This window comes from Lentzea sp. NPDC059081 (genome assembly GCF_042738015.1).
Lineage (GTDB): Bacteria > Actinomycetota > Actinomycetes > Mycobacteriales > Pseudonocardiaceae > Lentzea.
In genome coordinates this window covers 214908-232366 of the sequence record NZ_JBHYGW010000011.1, presented here as the reverse complement: position 1 = coordinate 232366, position 17459 = coordinate 214908, and the positions used below count along the sequence as shown (strand labels likewise).

Genomic DNA, 17459 nt, shown 5'->3' with positions numbered 1-17459 from the left:
GTCCTCCTCCAGCAGAAGTTCGTTGACACCGGTTCGACACGCCTGACCAGGGCACCGTCACGCCACTGTCGGGTGAAAACCGGGTGAGGGTGCTCACGACCGGGAAATTGTGGAACCGCGTGACGTTCCGCGATCGAACGTGTCCATCGGACGACGGAGAAAAATGGGCGGGGGTGTGCGCATGAGCGTGGCCGAGGCAGCCGCACTCGACGATGCCACGCTGGTGGCTAGGTCCCGTGACGGCGACGTGCGTGCTTACGAGCAGCTGGTCCGCCGTTACCAGGGGCCGATGTACCGGCTGGCGCTGCGCATCGTGGGCAGCAGCGGCGATGCCGAGGACGCGGTGCAGGACGTCTTCCTGACCGCGTGGCGGCGTCTCGGACAGCTCCAGGACGACGGGGCGTTCGTCGGCTGGCTCTACCGCACGACCACCAACCAGTGCCTGAACGTGCTGCGCAAGCGCAAGCCGCACACCGACACGGAGCTCGACGAGCACGAGTCGGCGGCACCGCGCACCCGGCCCGACCGCGCGGTGGAGGTGAACGCGCAGCTCGACGCGCTGCAAGCCGCACTGCGCGGCCTCACACCGGAACAGCGGGCGTGCTGGGTGCTGCGCGAGGTCCACGGCCGGTCCTACGACGAGATCGCCGACGCGATCGGCACGACCCAGCAGGCGGTGCGCGGCAGGCTCGCGCGGGCACGGGCTCAACTCGCGGAGGTGATGGCACCGTGGCGGTGACGTCCGACTACGACCTGCCGTGCGGGCGGGACGTCGAACAGGTCTGGGAGGTGATCGACCTCTCCGACGAGCACACGCGGTCGTGCCCGCACTGCGCCGCCGTGCGGGAGAGCCTGCTGGTGCTGCGCGCGGCCACCGACGAGATGGCCCGCGAGGAGCTCGAGCCGCCGGCCGACCTGGTCAGCCGGGTCATGTCCGCCGTGCGCGCCGACGTGCGGCGTTCGGACGTCGTGCCGTTGCCCGGCGACGGACTGGCGCGGATCAGCACGCGGGCGGTCGCGGCGGTGCTGCGCTACGCGGCGGACGGCGTGGACGGCGTGCGCGCGCGGGGCTGCCGGGTCGTCGAGGCCCCGGAGTCGACCGGGCTGGACCCGGTGATCGAGGTCGAGCTCAGCATCGCGATCACCGCACGGGTCACGGTCGCGGCGTACGAGGAGGTGCGGCGGCGGGTGCTGGCCGCGGCCTCCGCGCGGATCGGTGTGCGGCTCGCCCGCCTGGACCTCGTCGTGTCGGACGTTCTCGAAGGGTGAGCGAGTGATCGAGACAGTCGTGTCCGCGCCGGCTGTGGCGGCGGTCGCGGTGCACGCGGCCGAACGGGTCGCCGGTGTGCGCGTGCAGCCCGGCGTGGCGGGCCTGGTGAGTTCGGTGGTGCGCACGGCGCGGCAGCAGATCAAGGGGTTGCAGCCCGCACCCGTCGAGGGTGTGCGCGTGCGGTGGTCGGGCGCGGCCGCGGTGCTGGAGGTGGACGTGGTGATCTCGGGTCTGGACCAGGCGGCCGCGGTGGCCGGCGCCGTGCAGCGGTCGGTGCGCGCGGTCGTGCCGGAGCTGACCGGTGTCGAGGTGGAGTCGGTTCTCGTCACGGTGGTGGACGTCGCATGGTGATCGTGGCGGAGCTGGTGAAGGCGCTGGGAAAGGTGGACGGGCTGCGGCCGTCGGCACCGGAGCCCGCGCGGTCGTGGATCCCGTGGGACGTCGACGCGGTGGCCGTGGACGTCGAGGACGACCTGGTGTGCGTCCGCGTCGTCGCCACCAGGCTGCCGCTGCCGCTCGTCGAGGCGGGCGAGGTGCTGCGGTCGGTTCTCGTTGGCACGCAATGGGAACGCGCGGTGTTGCGGATCGTGGTGACCGATGTGGACAAACGTGCCTTCGATCACCTGAACGGGGCGTGACGTTTCCGGCGCGACCCGTGTCCTTGAGTTGTGGGCACTTCGACGGAAGGGAAAGCGATGAGCACGCAGACGGTGGAGAAGAACGGTGTCGTGGCGGCCGGCGGCAAGCTGGTGACGGACAAGGGATCGACGACCATCGCGGACGTCGTGGTGCAGAAGGTCGCCGGCCTCGCCGCGCGGGAGATCCGCGGGGTGCACGCGCTGGGCGGCGGCGCCACCCGTGCGCTGAGCGCGCTGCGCGACCGGATCCCCGGCGCCACCGCGAGTGCGGGCCAGGGCGTGTCGGTCGAGGTCGGCGAGAAGCAGGCGGCGGTCGACCTCGAGCTCGTCGTCGAGTACGGCGTCCCGATCGCGGACCTCGCGAAGTCGGTGCGTGGCAACGTGATCACCGCGATCGAGCAGATCACCGGCCTCGAGGTCGTCGAGGTCAACATCAACGTCAACGACGTGCACATCCCGAGTGACAACGAGGGCGAAGAGAAGCCCGAACCCGCTCGCGTCCAGTGAGGGAGAACGCCATGAGCACCACCGCACTGGGCCTGCTGACCGGGCTCGCGCTCGGTCTGGCCGCGGCGTTCGGGGGCTTCAGCGCGTTCCTGCTCGTGCTCGTCTTCGGCGCGATCGGCCTCGTGGCCGGCCGCGTCGCCGAGGGCAAGCTCGACCTGGCGCAGCTGCTCGGCAGGGATCGGGACTGACGATGACCGCATCGCTCGTTGCCGTCCAGCCGGGTCTGACCACGGTCGCGGACCGCGCGGTGGGCCGCATCGCCGGCCGCGCCGCGCTGGAGGTGCCGGACGTGCTCGGGGCCGAGGTCACCGCGCGCGTCACCGGGGGAGTGGCCGCGCTGGACGCGCGCCTCGACCTGCGGTACCCGGCGCCGGTCGCGTCGACGGCCGCACGGGTGCGCGCCCACCTCGTCGACCGCGTCGGAGCGTTGACGGGACTGCGGGTGTCCGTCGTGGACGTGTCGGTCGACGTGTTGCGCGTGGAGACGGCTGCCGCGGGGAGGGTGTTGTGACTCGTCGCTCACGGCGGGTCCTGCCCGCCACCCTGACTGCGCTGATGCTGCTGGCCGTCTCGGTCGTGGTCGCGGTCTGCGCGATCCAGCTCGCCCTCGGCGAGACACCGCTGCTGTCCTACGACGCGGTGGTGGCGCGGCTGCACGACACGACGTGGTCGTCGCGGGAGGTGGTCGTGGCGGGCGGGGTCGTCGCGGCCGTCGGGTTGCTGCTGTTCCTGGCGGCGGTCGTGCCCGGCCGCGCCAGGACGGCCGCGCTCGACGAGCACACGGCGGTGTCGTTGCGCGGGCTGCGCAACGCCGTGCGGCTCGCCGCCCACGTCGACGGCGTCGAGTCCGCGGCGGTGAAAGCCGGCCGCCGCAAGGTGAAGGCGGTGGTGCGCACCCGGCGTTCCGTCGTGGACGGCCTCGGGGACACCGTCCGCGCGGCCGTCGAGAACCGTGTCGGTGAGTTCGCCCTCGCCCGGCCGCCTCAGGTCGTGGTGCGGGTCAAGGAGCTGAGGAGCACGTCGTGAACCGCTTCCTGCTCGGCCTGCTGGGCCTGGTCCTGCTGCTCGCGGGCGGTGCCGCGGTCGCGGTGCACTTCGGGGTCGTGCCCAGGGTGGACCGGGACGCCGCCCTGGTGCCCGGCACGGCGCTGCCGCCGACGTGGGTGCTCGTGGTCGTCGCCGCCGCGGCGGTGGTGCTCGCGCTGCTCTGCCTGCGGTGGCTGCTCGCCCAGGTTCCGCGGCGCAAGGTCGCGAGCTGGCGCTGGGCGGAGGAGGCCGGCGCCACTCGTCTCTCCTCGTCGACGGCCGCCGCGCCGTTCGCCGAGGAGGTCGCCGCCTACCCCGGCGTGCGCAAGGTCGACGCCGAGCTGACCGGCCCGCGCACGGCACCGAACCTGGCCCTCGTCGTGCGCGCCCACGGCGACGCCGATCTGCGGGGGATCCGCCGCCGCATCGACGACGAGGGCCTGCCGCGGCTGCGGGAGGCGCTGGAGACACCGGACCTGCGGGCCACCGTGGAGTTCCGGGTGGCCGCGGCGAAAGCCGGTGCGCGCGTTCGGTGAAAACCAGAAGCCCAGGTCTTTTGACCTGGGCTTCTGTGCTGTCAGCGGGAACTAGCGGGGCGCGAGGAGGCTCGTGATCTCCTGGGACGCCGACACCGTGAGCAGGTGCTGCAGGTTCTCCGGCAGCTCCTCGCCACGGGACTGCTTCGCCTGCGCGTACAGGCGGCCGGCGCGGTAGGACGAGCGGACCAGCGGGCCCGCCATGACGCCGAGGAAGCCGATCTCCTCCGCCGTCTCCTTGTGCTGCACGAACTCCTCGGGCTTGACCCAGCGCTCGACCGGGTGGTGGCGCGGCGAGGGGCGCAGGTACTGCGTGATGGTGATGATGTCGCAGCCCGCGTCGTGCAGGTCGGCCAGCGCCTCGGTGACCTCGTCCGGGGTCTCGCCCATGCCGAGGATCAGGTTGGACTTGGTGACCAGGCCGAACTCGCGCGCCTGCGTGATGACGTCCAGCGACCGCTCGTAGCGGAACGCGGGGCGGATGCGCTTGAAGATCCGCGGGACGGTCTCCAGGTTGTGCGCGAGCACCTCGGGGCGGGACTCGAAAACCTCGGCCAGCTGCTCGGGGACCGCGTTGAAGTCCGGGATCAGCAGCTCGACGCCGGTGCCGGGGTTCATCTCGTGGATCTGGCGGACGGTCTCGGCGTAGAGCCACGCGCCGCCGTCGGCCAGGTCGTCGCGGGCGACGCCGGTGACGGTCGAGTAGCGCAGGCCCATCGCCTGGACCGACTCGGCGACGCGGCGGGGTTCGTCGCGGTCGAGGTCGGCGGGCTTGCCCGTGTCGATCTGGCAGAAGTCGCAGCGCCGGGTGCACTGCTCGCCGCCGATCAGGAACGTGGCCTCGCGGTCTTCCCAGCACTCGTAGATGTTGGGACAGCCGGCCTCTTCGCAGACCGTGTGGAGGCCTTCGCGTTTGACCAGACCTTTGAGCTCCCGGTACTCGGGGCCCATCTTCGCGCGCGTCTTGATCCAGGACGGCTTCTTCTCGATCGGCGTCTGGCTGTTGCGGACCTCGAGCCGCAGCAGCTTCCGACCCTCCGGTACCACAGTCACGACCTCACCCTACGCCGCGACCCCGCGTGTCCGGCGTCACGCACGCTTGAGAGTCAGGGCAGGTCCGGTGTGATCCCGGTCAGCTTCACGGTGAGGTCCCACAGGCGGTTCGCGGCGAGGTCGTCACGGGCGGCGGCACTCATGCGCGCGACCGTCGGGTGGCCGCGCAGGCCGTTGAACCCGTCCGGGCCGTAGTACTGGCCGCCGCGCGCGTCCGGGGAGGTCGCCGCGTACAGCTGCGGCAGCGTGCCCATCTCCACGGACTGCGAGAACAGGTGGCTGATCTTGCCGCCGACGCGGACGAGCACCGAGTTGTGGGCGCTCGCCATGTTGTTGGTGAGCTCGGTGACCGTGGCGCCGGGGTGCGCCGCGATGGACGTCACGTCCGGCGAGCGGCGCTCCAGCTCGCGTGCGAACAGGATGTTGGCCAGCTTGGACTGCCCGTAGGCCGCGCGGGCGCTGTACGGGCGGCGGTCCCAGTTCGGGTCGTCGAAGTCCATGTGGCCGTACTGGTGCATCACCGACGAGACGGTGACGACGCGCGCGCCGGGCCGTTGCCGCAGCGCAGGCAGGAGCAGGAACGTCAGGGCTGCGTGGCCCAGGTGGTTGGTGCCGAACTGGCGTTCAAAGCCGTCGATGGTCCTGCTCGCGGGCACGGCCATGATCCCGGCGTTGTTGACGAGGACGTCGAGCGCGCCGACCTTCTCTGCGGCCGTGCGCACCGACTCGAGGTCGGCGAGGTCCAGTTCCAGGACCTCGGCTGAGCCGTGGACAGTGCGCAACGCTGCTTCTCCGCGCTGGACCGAACGACACCCCATGAGCACGTGGGCCCCCTTGGCCGCTAGCACCTGGGCGGTGCGCAGGCCCAGGCCGGAGTTCGCGCCCGTCACCAGGACGGTGCGGCCGGTCTGGTCGGGGATGTCGGCTTCGGTCCAACGGCTCATGGAGTCCTTCCTACCGTCCGGTAACCACCGAGCGGAAGGTGTCGAGCGACAGATGTGCGTCCAGCACCGCGCGCAGCACCGGCTCGTCGGCGGCGAGCTCCGCGGTGACGACGTCCTCGTCCACCCGGCCCTCCAGCGCGGCGGCCTCCATGCGGGCGGTCAGCTTGTTCTGCCACCGGTGGTCGAGCGCCAGCAGCAGCTCGTGCAGCGAACCGAAGACGTCCGGATCCACGATCAGCGGCGCGGCCGGGTCGCGACGGGCGTCGCGCAGCACGGCGTCGAGCGCGTCACGTCGGCGGTAGTGGTGTGCCCAGCCCATTTCGTACCCCCGGTCTCTCGCATACTCTCGGTATGACACGACCATACCACCGGTACGTACCGTCGGTATGTGAGATACGTTTCGCCCGTGCGAACCAGGCGTGCGGAGTACTCGGAGTCGACCAGGCAGGCGCTCGTCGACAGCGCGGTCGACCTCTTCACCAAGCGCGGGTACGCCGCGACCTCGCTCGACGAGGTCGTGAAGCGCGCCCGTGTGACGAAAGGCGCGCTTTATCACCACTTCAGCGGCAAGCAGGCGCTGTTCGAGGCGGCGTTCACCCAGGTCGAGACGAAGTCGATCGAGTCGCTGACGGCGGTCGTCACCGGCGACGGCCCGGCCTGGGACACCGCCATCGCGGGCGTGCGGGCGTACGTCCGCAAGTGCCTGGAGCCCGAGTACCAGCGGATCATCGTCCACGAGGCGCCCGTGGTGATGGGCTGGGAGCGCTGGCGGGAGGCGGAGGAGCACTTCAGCTTCGGTCTGCTCCGCACGGCCGTGCAGCTGCTCGTGGACGCCGGCGAGATCGAGGAGGCGCCGGTGGAGATCATGGCGCGGCTGCTGTTCGGGGCGTTGTCCGCGGCCGCGGGCACCATCGCGAGCTCGTCCGACCCGAAGCGCACCGGGCGTGAGGTCGAACGCGCGATCCTGCGCGTTCTGGAGGGTTTGCGCAAGAAGTAGTCGAGTCCGTCCCTAGCGGCCGGGCGGACCGTCGATCACCACGCGGACAACGAGGTGGTCAGCATCATGATCGAACCGGTCAACACGCGCCTGGGACTCGACGGCAAGATCGCCCTTGTCACGTCGGGGACGCACGGGCTCGGGCTCGCCATCGCGAGCAAGCTCTGCGACAACGGCGCCCACGTCATCCTCACGACCTCCGACGACGACGTCGACCTGGAGCGGGCGAAGCTCGTGCTCGCGGGCAAGCCCGGCTCGGTGGCGATCACCCAGCTGGACATCCAGGACGAGAACGCGGTGCGGACGCTGCTGGAGCGGATCAAGCAGGAACGCGGCCAGCTGGACGTCTTCGTGCACCACGCCGTGTCGCCCGACCTGACGCCGTTGCTCAACATCGTCGAGCCGCTCGCCAAGACCCTCCAGGACGGGGGACGGGTGGTGATCGCCGGCTACTCGGTGACCCCGGTGCACGGCGTGATCAGGACGCTGGCCCTGGAGATGGCCTGGTACAAGGTCGCCGTCAACGCCGTCATCACCACCGTCGTCGACAACGGCCCCATGAACATCGACCCGGAGATGGTCGACCGGCTCGCGATCAAGAGCCCGTCCGGCCGCGTCACCCTGCCCCAGGACATCGCCAACGCCGTGTCGCTGCTCTGCACCGACGAGGCCGCGTGGATCCAGGGTCAGGTCATCACCGTCGACGGCGGTCTCGAACTGCTGGAGCGGTGGGGCGAGACGCGCTGACATCGCGGCGGTGAGGGCCGAATCGCGTGTACGGGTTCGCACTCGGACAGCGCTCGAGCCGATCCGGTTCGCTTTTCGGTTCTCACCTGGCTGTGAGCGGCCGGTGACGCCAGGTCATCCGCCGATTAGTGTTGTCAATTGCTCCTCGCGCATCTGGAGTAACGCCCCGCGCGGCCGGACCCCGCGCTTGCCCATGCGGTCACCGAGTGTAAAACTCGAATTGGTGACCTGGGGGTAAGAGGGGGTCGGATGATCAGAGTGCTACTCGCCGAGGACGTGCAAATGGTCCGAGGCGCTTTGGTTGCTTTGTTGAATCTCGAACCGGATATTGAGGTCGTGGCGTCCGTGGCAACCGGTGACGAAATCGTGTCGGCGGTGGCGAAGAACAAGCCGGACGTTGCGGTCCTGGACATCGACCTGCCCGGTATGGACGGTCTTTCCGCGGCCACGGTGATCCACGACACCGCCCCCGAGACGCGCACCCTGATTCTCACGAGCCTCGGTCGTCCCGGCACTCTGCGGCGCGCGCTCAACGCGCGGGTCAACGGCTTCATCCTCAAGGACGCTCCCGTCGGCGAGCTCGCCGACGCCATTCGCGGAGTCTCGGTTGGACGCCGCGTGATCGACTCCCAGCTGGCACTGTCCGCGTGGGACACCGACGAGTGCCCGCTGACCCCGCGCGAGCTCGAGGTCCTCCGGCTCGCCTCCGACGGCGCCGACGCCAACGAGATCGCCACGACGCTGTTCCTGTCCGTCGGCACCGTCCGCAACTACCTGACGGCGGCGACGGCGAAGCTCGACGCCCGCAACCGCGTCGACGCGGTGCGCATCGCCCGCAAGTCCGGCTGGTTCTAGCCGCTGTCCGACCCTCGCAACAGGACTTTTGCCGACGACGTCAAAAGCCGCTGCCGCGCCGGCGCGCGGTCAGGGCGTGAACGGCGTCGCCGGGATCGCGGCGTGCACGTGGAACGAGCCGTCGCCGATGTGGCGGGCGGTGAACGTGCCTCCGGCGGCCTGGACGCGTTCGGCCTGGTTGCGCACGCCGTTGCAGTCGGCGGAGGCGGCGCGGTCGGCGGCGCCGTCGTTGATGACGTCGAGCAGGACGGTCGTGCCGCACTGCTGCACGCCGATCGTGCAGGTGCTGGCCTCGCTGTGGCGCAGGACGTTCGTGACGGCCTCGCACAGCACGGCGGCGAGGACGGTCTCGACCGGTTCCGGCAGCGGGTCGTGGTTGAGCTCGACGCGGACGTCGATGTTCGACGCCGCCAGCATCGCCTTGGCCGAGTCCGACGTCGTCGCGAGCGAGATCGGGCGGTAGGCGCGGGCCAGTGAGCGCACGTCGGCCAGTGCGTGGTGAGTGATATCCAATATATCGCTGATGTGCTCCCGGACGTACTCCCACTCGTCGTCCCGGCTGTCCGAGACGAGGCGCTGGGCGAGCTCGCTCTTCAGCTTGATCGCGCTGAGGCTGTAGCTGAGCAGGTCGTGCAGGTCGCGGGCCACGCGGACGCGTTCGGCGGCGACCGCGGCGGTCGTGATGCCCGCGACCTCCACCACCAGGTCGGCGGCGGCCGGCGCGGGCGTCGGTGAGGCCGGCCAGTCGCGGTGGGTGGCGAAGCCGGTGGCGAGACCCGCCAGCAGCAGGGCGATCGCGGCGGTCGCCATCATCACCTCGACCTCGGTGTGGGCGGCCTCCGCGAGGCCCGTGGCGACCACGACGGCCGCGAACGCGGGCCAGCCGAACGCCGGGCGCAGGACGAGCAGCGCGTTGCCGGCCACCAGGCCCGCGACACCCGCCCAGGAATGTCCGAAGACGACATAAGGAAGCACCAGCAGCACCACCTGGGCCGCCAATGTGAGGTGTCGTCGCAAAGCGCTCAGATGCCGGAAATACGACACTTGCAGTAGGACAAGTAGCGCCAAATCAATGGCCGACACCGCCAATTCGGTGATCTCTCCGGCAAGAAGTAGCGCGCGGGTCAGGTCGGTCAGGCAGATCGCGACGAACACCGCGACGATGATCGCGCGGTATCGCGGTATCGCAGGCGATGTATTCACGTGCCCCCCAAGAGCACCCGCTCCGGAGCAAACGCGCCCCTAGGCGCGCGCTCAAGGCCGAATACTAGACAGGCGAGGGCAGTTCGGGACGTGTACTGAATCGGTTAAGGAGGTGAAGTTGCATTGATTCGCGACTCAGCGTCACGCCAATGGCGGAGTATTTTCCCGGACCTGTCACAGCACGTGCTTGATCGATCACCCGCCGAAGTGGTTCGGGTTCGTTCGGGCCTATGAATTTCTCACGCCCGGCGCAGTAGTTCGCCACTCGAGAGTCATGGCGGGATACGTGGCGGGCGATAGCCCGGCTCAGGTGAACTTGACGGCACGACCAAGTCGACCGCCGCTGAGCAGGGGAGGCTCCAATGGAGATCAAGGTTCTGGGACCGCTGGAGGCACGGGAGAACGGCGTCTCGATCGCGCCGAGCGCCGTGAAGCCCAGGCAGGTGCTCTCGCTGCTCGGACTGCAGGCCGGTCACGTCGTCACGGTGCCGACGCTGATCGAGGAACTCTGGGGCATGACACCGCCCCGCAGCGCGCTCACGACGCTGCAGACCTACGTGCTGCAGGTGCGCAGGCGCATCGAGGCCGCCATGCCGGGCGACGGCCCCGGTGTCGCGAAGAACGTCCTGGTGACCCGGTACGGCGGCTACATGCTGGACGTCCCGCCGGAGAGCGTCGACGTCCGCAGCTACGAGCGGCTCGCGAGCGCGGGTCAGCGGGCGTTCGAGGTCGGCGACCTGGAGTCCGCGAGCCGGTTGCTGCGCAGTGCCGCCGAGGTGTGGCGCGGGCCGGTGCTGGTGGACGTGCAGATCGGCGTCCGCCTGGGCATGGAGGTCACCCGGTTGCAGGAGAGCCGCCTCGGCGTGCTGGAGACCCGCATCGAGGCCGACCTCCAGCTGGGCAAGCACCAGTCGCTGCTGAGCGAGCTGTCCGTGCTCACCGCGCAGCACCCGATGCACGAGAACCTGTGTGCGCAGTACATGCTCGCGCTCTACCGGGCGGGCCGGCAGTGGAAGTCGCTGGAGGCCTACCAGTCGCTGCGGGACACGCTGATCGAGGAGCTGGGGCTTGAGCCGTCCGAAAGGCTGCGTCAGCTGCAGCGGGCGATCCTGAGCTCCGAGCCGTCGCTCGACAAGCCGCTGTCCCCGCGCCAGCTGGAGCGTCAGCTCGCGGGCTGAAACACAGTTCGGGAGCAACCGTGGATACCACCGGTGCAGGTGCGTTGGTCAAGGCGCTCGAGGACGTCGGCTGCGAGGTGATCTTCGGGATGCCGGGCGGGGCGATCCTGCCCGCCTACGACCCGCTGCTCGACTCGGTGAAGATCCGCCACGTGCTGGTGCGCCACGAGCAGGGCGCCGGGCATGCGGCCCAGGGGTACGCGCAGGCGACCGGACGGGTGGGCGTCTGCATGGCGACGTCGGGACCCGGTGCCACGAACCTGGTGACACCGCTGGCGGACGCGTACATGGACTCCGTCCCGATCGTCGCGATCACCGGGCAGGTCGCCCGGTCGGTGATCGGCACGGACGCCTTCCAGGAGGCGGACATCCGCAGCATCACCCTGCCGATCACCAAGCACAGCTTCCAGGTGCACGACCCGGCCGAGATTCCGCGCGTGATCGCCGAGGCGTTCACGATCGCGTCTTCGGGGCGGCCGGGCCCCGTGCTGGTGGACCTGCCCAAGGACGTGCTGGCCTCCGCCACGACGTACACACCGCCGGTGCTCACGACGCCCTCGCGGCCGGCGGTCTCGCCGGTGCAGGTCCGCCACGCCGCGCAGCTCATCGGGTCGTCGAAACGGCCGGTGTTCTACGTCGGCGGTGGCGTGATCCGCAGCGGCGCGGCGGCGGAGCTGAGGAAGCTGGCGGAGAGGACCGGGATCCCGGTCGTCACCACGCTGATGGCGCGCGGCGCCTTCCCGGACTCGCACCGGCTGCACCTGGGGATGCCGGGCATGCACGGGACGGTGCCCGCCGTCGCCGCGCTGCAGCGGTCCGACCTGCTGATCGCGCTGGGGACCCGGTTCGACGACCGGGTCACCGGGCTGCTGCCGGAGTTCGCCCCGCACGCCGCGGTGGTGCACGCCGACATCGACCCGGCCGAGATCTCCAAGAACCGCAAGGCGGACGTCGGCATCGTCGGCGACTGCCGCGACGTGCTGGCCGCGCTCTCGGCGGTGGTCACCAGGGCACCCGACCTCACGGCGTGGTGGAACTACCTGGGCGGCCTGCGCGCCACCTACCCCCTGGGCTACGACTGGCCACCGGACGGCATGCTGGCGCCGCAGTACGTGATCGAGCGGATCAGCACGCTCGCCGGCCCCGAGGCCATCTACACCTCGGGCGTCGGTCAGCACCAGATGTGGGCGGCGCAGTACGTGCGGTACGAACGCCCCGGCTCGTTCATCAACTCCGGCGGCGCGGGCACGATGGGCTTCGGCGTGCCGGCGGCGATGGGGGCGCAGGCGGGCGCGCCGGACCGCGCGGTGTGGGCGATCGACGGCGACGGCTGCTTCCAGATGACGAACCAGGAGCTCGCGACCTGTGCCGCCGAGGGCCTCCCGATCAAGGTCGCGATCATCAACAACGGCAACCTCGGCATGGTCCGCCAGTGGCAGACCCTGTTCTACGACGGCCGCTACTCCAACACCGGGCTCGGCACGCACCAGCGCCACCCCGACTTCGTGAAGCTGGCCGAGGCACTGGGCTGCGTCGGTCTGCGGTGTTCGGAGCAGTCCGAGGTGGACGGTGCGATCCTCCAGGCGATGGCGGTCACCGACCGGCCCGTCGTGATCGATTTCGTGGTGGGGCAGGACGCCCAGGTGTGGCCGATGGTGGCCGCCGGCACGGGCAACGACGAAGTCATGGCCGCGCGGGGCATCCGGCCCCTGTTCGACGAGGTGGAGTGATGACCAGACATTCGCTGTCCCTGTTGCTGCGCAACGAACCCGGCGCGCTGGCGCGGATCGTGGTCCTGTTCTCGAGCCGCGGCGTGGACGTCGAGTCGCTGAGCCTCGCGCCGGCGGGCAGGGGCGACCTCTCGCGCCTCGACGTGGACGTGGCGCTGCAGCCCGGCCGCACGCTCTCGCAGCTCGTGAAGCAGCTCGGCCGGATCGTCGACGTGAAGAACGTCGTCGACCGCACGCACGACGAGGCCCTGGAGCTCCCTGCCTAGGTCCACTCACGCGAAACGCTCGGCTGGTGTTCCAGCCGAGCGTTTTCACGTGGGCGGCGCAGGGGCCTTCAGATGCGGAACGCGTCACCCTCGACGTTGACCGGGCCCTGCCACGGGGAGTCGTCGTGCATGTCGATGTAGGTGTGCGCGCGGGTCGTGAACTTCTTCTTGTTCGGGCTGATCTTGCCGAGGTGGCTCGCGTAGATCGAGCCGACCGGGTTGCCCTGCTCGTCGCGGTGCGCGTGGTGGGTGATCCAGAAGCTGAACTGGCCGTCCTTGGCCATCGTCCAGACCCCGCGGCCCTCGAGCTGGTCGGGGTTGCCCGGCTTGGTCACGCAGTGCAGCAGGTAGTCGGCGGTGAAGTCGCAGAACAGCGGCGCGTAGAGCGGCGGCTCCTGGATGTGGATGGTCACCGTGAGGTCCCAGCGGCCGACGAGCGCGGTCGAGTAGTCGGGCTTCGCCTCGGCACCAGCGGCCGCGACCACGGGGACGGCGAGCGCACAGGCCGCCAGGGCCGCCAGTACCTTCTTGCGGACGTTCATGGGGAGTGCCTCCGGTCGGGTGGGGCGGTGGACCAGCCGAGTGTTGTGCGCACGGCTCAAACACCCCTGTAGTGCCGGTGGTGACCGAAGGCTCGTGGTGCACGGAGAACGGCGTGTTCGAGCCGAGCTGCAGCCGTTCTGCAGGGGAGTGCTCCACGGTTGCGCGCGTCCGCCGCACGCAGACCCGTTGGGAGCCCACACAGATGCTGACGTTCACTCCGAAACGATCGACCCTGTTCACCCGCGCCGCCGCCATCACGGCCGTGGTCCTGCTCTCCCTGGCCGGCCTCGACGCCACGGCGAACGCGACCGTCTGCACCCCGGTCGGCACGTGGACAGGCCAGGTGACGCGCTCGGACGGCGACCACCCGACACAGCTGGTGTTCAAGGCGAACGGGAACGTGTTCATCACCAACGAGCAGAACACCACGACGAAGGGCACGTGGTGGTTCACCGGGACCAACACGTTCCACTACCGGATCCGCGGCGAGAAGGTCTACGACGAGAACGGCGCCTACTTCGCCTACGTCGACTTCGACCAGGACGGCGTCCAAAGTGGACCGAACAGCTTCACCAGCTCCGGCCCGTCCACGTTCTACCTCGTCGACGGGACGAACCTGGGCACGTCGACGATCGTCTTCACGATGACCCGCGCCTGAGCTCGGCCGGGGCCGGGACGGGTCCGCCGTCCCAGCCCCGGGTCACGCGTCCTGTCGCTGTCAGGCCAGGAAGGCGGCGTGCTCCTCCACCCACTGGCGGAACGTGCGGGCCGGCTTGCCGGTGACCCGCTCGGCGGTGGCGCTGGTGTCCGCGACGACGCCGACCGCGGCCTCCCACTGCGCGAGCAGCGAGGCGAGGACGGGCGGCGGCACGAAGTTGCTCATCTGCGCCTCGGCCTCGGCGCGGCTCTGGGTGGTGATCACGAGTGTGCGGCCGAGCACCTCGCCGACGATCTCCAGCTGCTGCCGGAAGGTCAGCGACTCCGGGCCGCTCAGCGTGACGACCTGGTCGTCGAGCGACGACTCGGTGAGCGCGACGACCGCCACGTCGGCGATGTCGTCCTCGTGCACGGGCGCGATCTGCGCCTCGGGGAAGACCTGGTCGATGGTGTCGCCGGCCTTGAGCGAGTAGCTCCAGCCGAACGCGTTGCTCATGAACGCGCCGGGCCGCAGGAGCGTGTAGGTGAGGCCGGAGGCGACCACCGCCTGCTCGGCGACCTCGTGGTGGTGCGCCAGCGGGTCGCCGGGCGTGCCGACCGTGCTGGACGACAGCAGGACGACCTTCTCGACGCCGGCCTTCTCGGCCTCGTCGAGGAACTTCACGATGCCGTCCGGCTCCGCGTAGAGCAGGACCTTGGAGACACCCGCGAGGGCCGCGACGAAGGTCTCCTGGTCGTTGAGGTCGAGTGCGACGGTCTCCACTCCGGCGGGCACGTCGAGCTCCGCCGGGTTCCTGCCGGACGCGCGGAGGCTGTGACCCGCCGCGTAGAGCCCCTGGAGCACACGACGGCCGACGTTGCCGCGCGCCCCGGTGACGAGGATGGTCATGTGGATCTCCCGGTCTGGGTGTTCGTCTGAATGGCTGATCACGCTCAGTGTCCAGGCGGTCACTAGAACGGCGCTGGACCGGGCTTCAGGCCACCACGGGCGACGTGCGGAAACAACCAGCCCAGAAAAACGACCCGGAAAAACAACGTGGCCGCCGCAACCCCCGGACGGGGAGTTGCGACGGCCACGTTCTTCTTGCACGCCTGCGAGTCTGGGTTCTCTCAGGCAGCCTTGGGGACGTGCCGGTCGACCACGGCGGCGTACTTCTCCAGCGTCTCGCCGGGTGACGGGCCGTCCAGCGCCTTATGGATGCCCTCGGCGATCTCGCCGTGGCGGTGCAGGTCGGCGTGGGTCAGCGTGACCTTCGTGGTCGTCGGGCCGACGGCCTCGAAGTCGACCTTGATGAACGACGCGTTCTCGTCCTCGAAGATCGGCTGCCAGTAGGGGCCGACCCGCCACGTCATGACGAGGCGCTTCGGCGGCTCCCACTCGGTGATGGTGCCCCAGGCGATCTCCTCGCCGTCCGCACCGCGCTCGAAGTAGCGTCCGCCGACGACCGGCTCGATCGTGATGGCCTGCCGGTCCTTCACGAACACGTGCGACTCCGGCCACCACTCGATCGGCTTCGACGCGAAGATCTCGAACGCCTGCTCGATCGTCGCCTCGACCGTCACCGACTTGGCGACATCGGGAGTTGAGGCCATGGGGCCCTCCTCGCGAGTTTCTGGGATGGGTGATGTCGCGCTCGACCGTGCCCGGTTTGTCTCAACCCCACCTGGAACCGGGGTGGAACCAGGACGGCTCGACCGGATGTCCAGTGGCGGCACCCATATTCGCGGCAGCGAAACCGGCAGACCGAGGAGTTGTCGTGTCCCCAGTCAATGTTGCGGTCCACATCGAGGTCCAGACGTTCTACGCCCGCCAGATGCGGCTGCTCGACGCGCTGGACGTCGAGGGCTACGCCCAGACGTTCACCGAGGACGGGGTCACCGACCACGCCCACCGCGACGAGCGGGTCGAGGGTCGTGCCGCCCTGATCGCCGGTGCGAGCGCCGCGCTGCCCCGCTACAAGGGCGTCGCCGTGCGGCACTGGAACGACCACTACCTGATCGACGAGGTCGACGAGAACACGCTGCACGTCAGCTACGCGTCCCTCGTCACGCGCACCACCGAGGAGGGCCAGGTCAGCTTCGAGCCGACGTTCTCCATCGAGGACGTGCTCGTGCGGATCGACGGCGTGCTCTACACCAGGTCCCGCACGATCCACCGCGACCTGCCCGTCCAGGCAGCCTGACCGCGTTCTCCAGGAGGTGACGAGGTGACTGCTCAGAACGTCGGGCTGGCCGCTGCCGCGGAGAAGGTGAAGCTGATCGCCGCCGAGCACGCGGCGCAGGCGGACGCCACCCGCAAGCTCGCTCCCGAGGTCGTGGACGCACTGCGCGAAGCCGGGTTCGCGCGGCACTTCGTCGCAGCCGCGCGTGGTGGCTCGGAGGGGTCGTTCGCCGAGCTGACCCAGGCTGTCTTCCTGGTGGGCCAGGGGTGTGCGTCCGCGGCGTGGTGCGCCTCGCTGTCGGCCTTCTCGTCCCGGTTCGCGGCGCTGCTGCCGGAACGGGGCCACGACGAGATCTGGGCGTCCGGCCCCGACACGTTCGTCGTGACCGGGCAGCCGCCCATGGGCAAGGGCGTCGAGGTGGACGGCGGGCACCGGGTCAGCGGCCGGTGGCTCTACGTCAGCGGCGTCGACTTCGCCGACTGGGCGCTGCTGTGCGGCATGGTCGGCGACGAGGGCCGCTTCTTCGCGTTGCCGCGCAAGGACTTCACCGTGCTGGAGACGTGGGACAGCGTCGGCATGAAGGCGACCAGCAGCCACTCCGTGGTGGTGGACGACGTGTTCGTGCCGTCCCACCTGTCGTTCTCCCGCGCGGATCTCGTCACCGGCACCAGCTGGTCGCCGGTGGAGAGCCACAACGTCCCGTTCCAGGCGGTCGGCGGCCTCACGTTCGCCGCCCCGGCCGTCGGTGCGGCGATGGGAGCGCTCGAAGCGTGCGTCTCGGTGCTGTCGGGGAAGAAGCAGGCCGTGACGTCCGCGGTCGACCTGGTCCGCGCGTCCGGCCAGGTCGAGTCGGCGAAGCTGCTCGTCGAGCAGAACGCCGGGGTGCTCGACGACCGCGAGTTCACCCCGGCCGCGATGGCGCGCAACGAGCGCAACGTCGCCTACGCGGCCGAGGTCCTGGTCGACGCGGTCGGTGGCCTGGTGCGGGCCGCCGGCACCAGCGGACTCGCGGAAGGCGGTGCGCTGCAACGGTTCTGGCGCGACGTGGTGAGCAGCTCCAGCCACGTGGCGCTGCGGTACGAGACCGCGTCCGTGCGCACCTACCCGGCGTCGCTGTACGGCTGACCGGCGCACCGCCCGGCCCTGG

At 70.2% G+C, this 17459-nt stretch carries 24 protein-coding genes and 1 pseudogene; 18 read left to right on the top strand and 7 right to left on the bottom strand.

What is annotated here, in order from left to right:
• Positions 1–181: 181 nt before the first annotated feature.
• The 9 genes from ACFWV3_RS25050 to ACFWV3_RS25010 are packed head-to-tail and all read left to right on the top strand — an operon-like array spanning position 182 to position 3977.
• Complete coding sequence (locus ACFWV3_RS25050) at positions 182–739, top strand: RNA polymerase sigma factor (protein ID WP_382414175.1); 558 nt, start codon at positions 182–184, stop codon at positions 737–739.
• Positions 730–1269 (top strand): Asp23/Gls24 family envelope stress response protein, encoded by a 540-nt coding sequence (locus ACFWV3_RS25045; protein ID WP_382414173.1) that lies wholly within the window; start codon positions 730–732, stop codon positions 1267–1269. Before ACFWV3_RS25050 ends, ACFWV3_RS25045 begins: the two co-directional genes overlap by 10 nt.
• Before the next feature lie 4 nt (positions 1270–1273).
• Entirely contained in the window at positions 1274–1621 is a 348-nt protein-coding gene (locus ACFWV3_RS25040) for an Asp23/Gls24 family envelope stress response protein (protein WP_382414171.1), read from the top strand.
• Positions 1615–1908 (top strand): hypothetical protein, encoded by a 294-nt coding sequence (locus ACFWV3_RS25035; RefSeq protein WP_382414169.1) that lies wholly within the window; start codon positions 1615–1617, stop codon positions 1906–1908. The genes ACFWV3_RS25040 and ACFWV3_RS25035 overlap by 7 nt, the downstream gene beginning before the upstream one ends.
• A gap of 57 nt (positions 1909–1965) precedes the next feature.
• Positions 1966–2415 (top strand): Asp23/Gls24 family envelope stress response protein, encoded by a 450-nt coding sequence (locus ACFWV3_RS25030; protein ID WP_382414167.1) that lies wholly within the window; start codon positions 1966–1968, stop codon positions 2413–2415.
• Positions 2416–2426: 11 nt separating this feature from the next.
• On the top strand, positions 2427–2603 hold the full coding sequence (locus ACFWV3_RS25025; RefSeq protein WP_382414165.1) for a hypothetical protein: 177 nt from the start codon (positions 2427–2429) through the stop codon (positions 2601–2603).
• A 2-nt stretch (positions 2604–2605) separates the two neighbouring features.
• Complete coding sequence (locus tag ACFWV3_RS25020) at positions 2606–2926, top strand: Asp23/Gls24 family envelope stress response protein (protein WP_382414163.1); 321 nt, start codon at positions 2606–2608, stop codon at positions 2924–2926.
• Complete coding sequence (locus tag ACFWV3_RS25015) at positions 2923–3441, top strand: DUF6286 domain-containing protein (protein WP_382414161.1); 519 nt, start codon at positions 2923–2925, stop codon at positions 3439–3441. The genes ACFWV3_RS25020 and ACFWV3_RS25015 overlap by 4 nt, the downstream gene beginning before the upstream one ends.
• Positions 3438–3977, top strand: a complete 540-nt coding sequence (locus ACFWV3_RS25010) for an alkaline shock response membrane anchor protein AmaP (protein WP_382414160.1) — start codon at positions 3438–3440, stop codon at positions 3975–3977. Before ACFWV3_RS25015 ends, ACFWV3_RS25010 begins: the two co-directional genes overlap by 4 nt.
• 51 nt (positions 3978–4028) lie before the next feature.
• Here ACFWV3_RS25010 and lipA read toward each other — a convergent pair whose 3' ends face one another.
• From lipA to ACFWV3_RS24995, 3 genes are read right to left on the bottom strand one after another with little or no spacing between them, the layout of a single operon-like run.
• Positions 4029–5030 carry a lipoyl synthase gene (gene lipA, locus ACFWV3_RS25005; RefSeq protein ID WP_382414158.1) on the bottom strand — a complete coding sequence of 334 codons (1002 nt, stop codon included), beginning with the start codon at positions 5028–5030 and terminating at the stop codon, positions 4029–4031.
• A 53-nt stretch (positions 5031–5083) separates the two neighbouring features.
• Entirely contained in the window at positions 5084–5974 is an 891-nt protein-coding gene (locus tag ACFWV3_RS25000) for an oxidoreductase (RefSeq protein ID WP_382414156.1), read from the bottom strand.
• Positions 5975–5984: 10 nt separating this feature from the next.
• Positions 5985–6293 (bottom strand): hypothetical protein, encoded by a 309-nt coding sequence (locus ACFWV3_RS24995; RefSeq protein ID WP_382414154.1) that lies wholly within the window; start codon positions 6291–6293, stop codon positions 5985–5987.
• Positions 6294–6380: 87 nt separating this feature from the next.
• On the opposite strand from ACFWV3_RS24995, the gene ACFWV3_RS24990 reads away from it, so the two are divergent.
• The 3 genes from ACFWV3_RS24990 to ACFWV3_RS24980 all read left to right on the top strand — a co-directional run bounded on the left by ACFWV3_RS24990 (position 6381) and on the right by ACFWV3_RS24980 (position 8573).
• Positions 6381–6971, top strand: a complete 591-nt coding sequence (locus tag ACFWV3_RS24990; RefSeq protein ID WP_382414152.1) for a TetR/AcrR family transcriptional regulator — start codon at positions 6381–6383, stop codon at positions 6969–6971.
• Positions 6972–7037: 66 nt separating this feature from the next.
• Positions 7038–7718: an SDR family NAD(P)-dependent oxidoreductase gene (locus ACFWV3_RS24985; protein WP_382414150.1), complete on the top strand. Its 681-nt coding sequence runs from the start codon at positions 7038–7040 to the stop codon at positions 7716–7718.
• 249 nt (positions 7719–7967) lie between these two features.
• Positions 7968–8573: a DNA-binding response regulator gene (locus ACFWV3_RS24980; protein WP_090059851.1), complete on the top strand. Its 606-nt coding sequence runs from the start codon at positions 7968–7970 to the stop codon at positions 8571–8573.
• 69 nt (positions 8574–8642) lie between these two features.
• Here the strand turns inward: ACFWV3_RS24980 and ACFWV3_RS24975 are convergent, their stop codons facing one another.
• Positions 8643–9617: a sensor histidine kinase gene (locus ACFWV3_RS24975; protein WP_382414147.1), complete on the bottom strand. Its 975-nt coding sequence runs from the start codon at positions 9615–9617 to the stop codon at positions 8643–8645.
• 521 nt (positions 9618–10138) lie between these two features.
• Here ACFWV3_RS24975 and ACFWV3_RS24970 point away from each other — a divergent pair.
• The 3 genes and pseudogenes from ACFWV3_RS24970 to ilvN all read left to right on the top strand — a co-directional run bounded on the left by ACFWV3_RS24970 (position 10139) and on the right by ilvN (position 12950).
• Entirely contained in the window at positions 10139–10954 is an 816-nt protein-coding gene (locus ACFWV3_RS24970; RefSeq protein ID WP_355302632.1) for an AfsR/SARP family transcriptional regulator, read from the top strand.
• Positions 10955–10965: 11 nt separating this feature from the next.
• Positions 10966–12684 (top strand): annotated as a pseudogene (locus ACFWV3_RS24965) (acetolactate synthase large subunit); the annotation flags it as partial.
• Entirely contained in the window at positions 12684–12950 is a 267-nt protein-coding gene (ilvN, locus tag ACFWV3_RS24960; RefSeq protein ID WP_382414145.1) for an acetolactate synthase small subunit, read from the top strand. The pseudogene ACFWV3_RS24965 and the gene ilvN, both read left to right, overlap by 1 nt.
• A gap of 68 nt (positions 12951–13018) precedes the next feature.
• On the opposite strand, the gene ACFWV3_RS24955 is transcribed toward ilvN, so the two are convergent.
• On the bottom strand, positions 13019–13492 hold the full coding sequence (locus ACFWV3_RS24955) for a hypothetical protein (protein ID WP_382414143.1): 474 nt from the start codon (positions 13490–13492) through the stop codon (positions 13019–13021).
• 203 nt (positions 13493–13695) lie between these two features.
• Here ACFWV3_RS24955 and ACFWV3_RS24950 point away from each other — a divergent pair, with 203 nt between their 5' ends.
• A complete protein-coding gene (locus tag ACFWV3_RS24950) occupies positions 13696–14151 on the top strand; it encodes a hypothetical protein (protein WP_382414141.1) in 456 nt (151 codons plus the stop codon).
• A gap of 60 nt (positions 14152–14211) precedes the next feature.
• Here the strand turns inward: ACFWV3_RS24950 and ACFWV3_RS24945 are convergent, their stop codons facing one another.
• Both ACFWV3_RS24945 and ACFWV3_RS24940 read right to left on the bottom strand, forming a co-directional pair.
• Positions 14212–15039: an NAD(P)H-binding protein gene (locus ACFWV3_RS24945; RefSeq protein ID WP_382414139.1), complete on the bottom strand. Its 828-nt coding sequence runs from the start codon at positions 15037–15039 to the stop codon at positions 14212–14214.
• Positions 15040–15260: 221 nt separating this feature from the next.
• Positions 15261–15743, bottom strand: coding sequence for an SRPBCC domain-containing protein (locus ACFWV3_RS24940; RefSeq protein WP_382414137.1), 483 nt, complete (start codon positions 15741–15743; stop codon positions 15261–15263).
• A gap of 164 nt (positions 15744–15907) precedes the next feature.
• Here ACFWV3_RS24940 and ACFWV3_RS24935 point away from each other — a divergent pair, with 164 nt between their 5' ends.
• Positions 15908–16333 carry a nuclear transport factor 2 family protein gene (locus tag ACFWV3_RS24935; protein ID WP_382414134.1) on the top strand — a complete coding sequence of 142 codons (426 nt, stop codon included), beginning with the start codon at positions 15908–15910 and terminating at the stop codon, positions 16331–16333.
• 24 nt (positions 16334–16357) lie between these two features.
• Positions 16358–17437, top strand: a complete 1080-nt coding sequence (locus tag ACFWV3_RS24930) for a hydrolase (RefSeq protein WP_382414132.1) — start codon at positions 16358–16360, stop codon at positions 17435–17437.
• Positions 17438–17459: the final 22 nt, after the last annotated feature.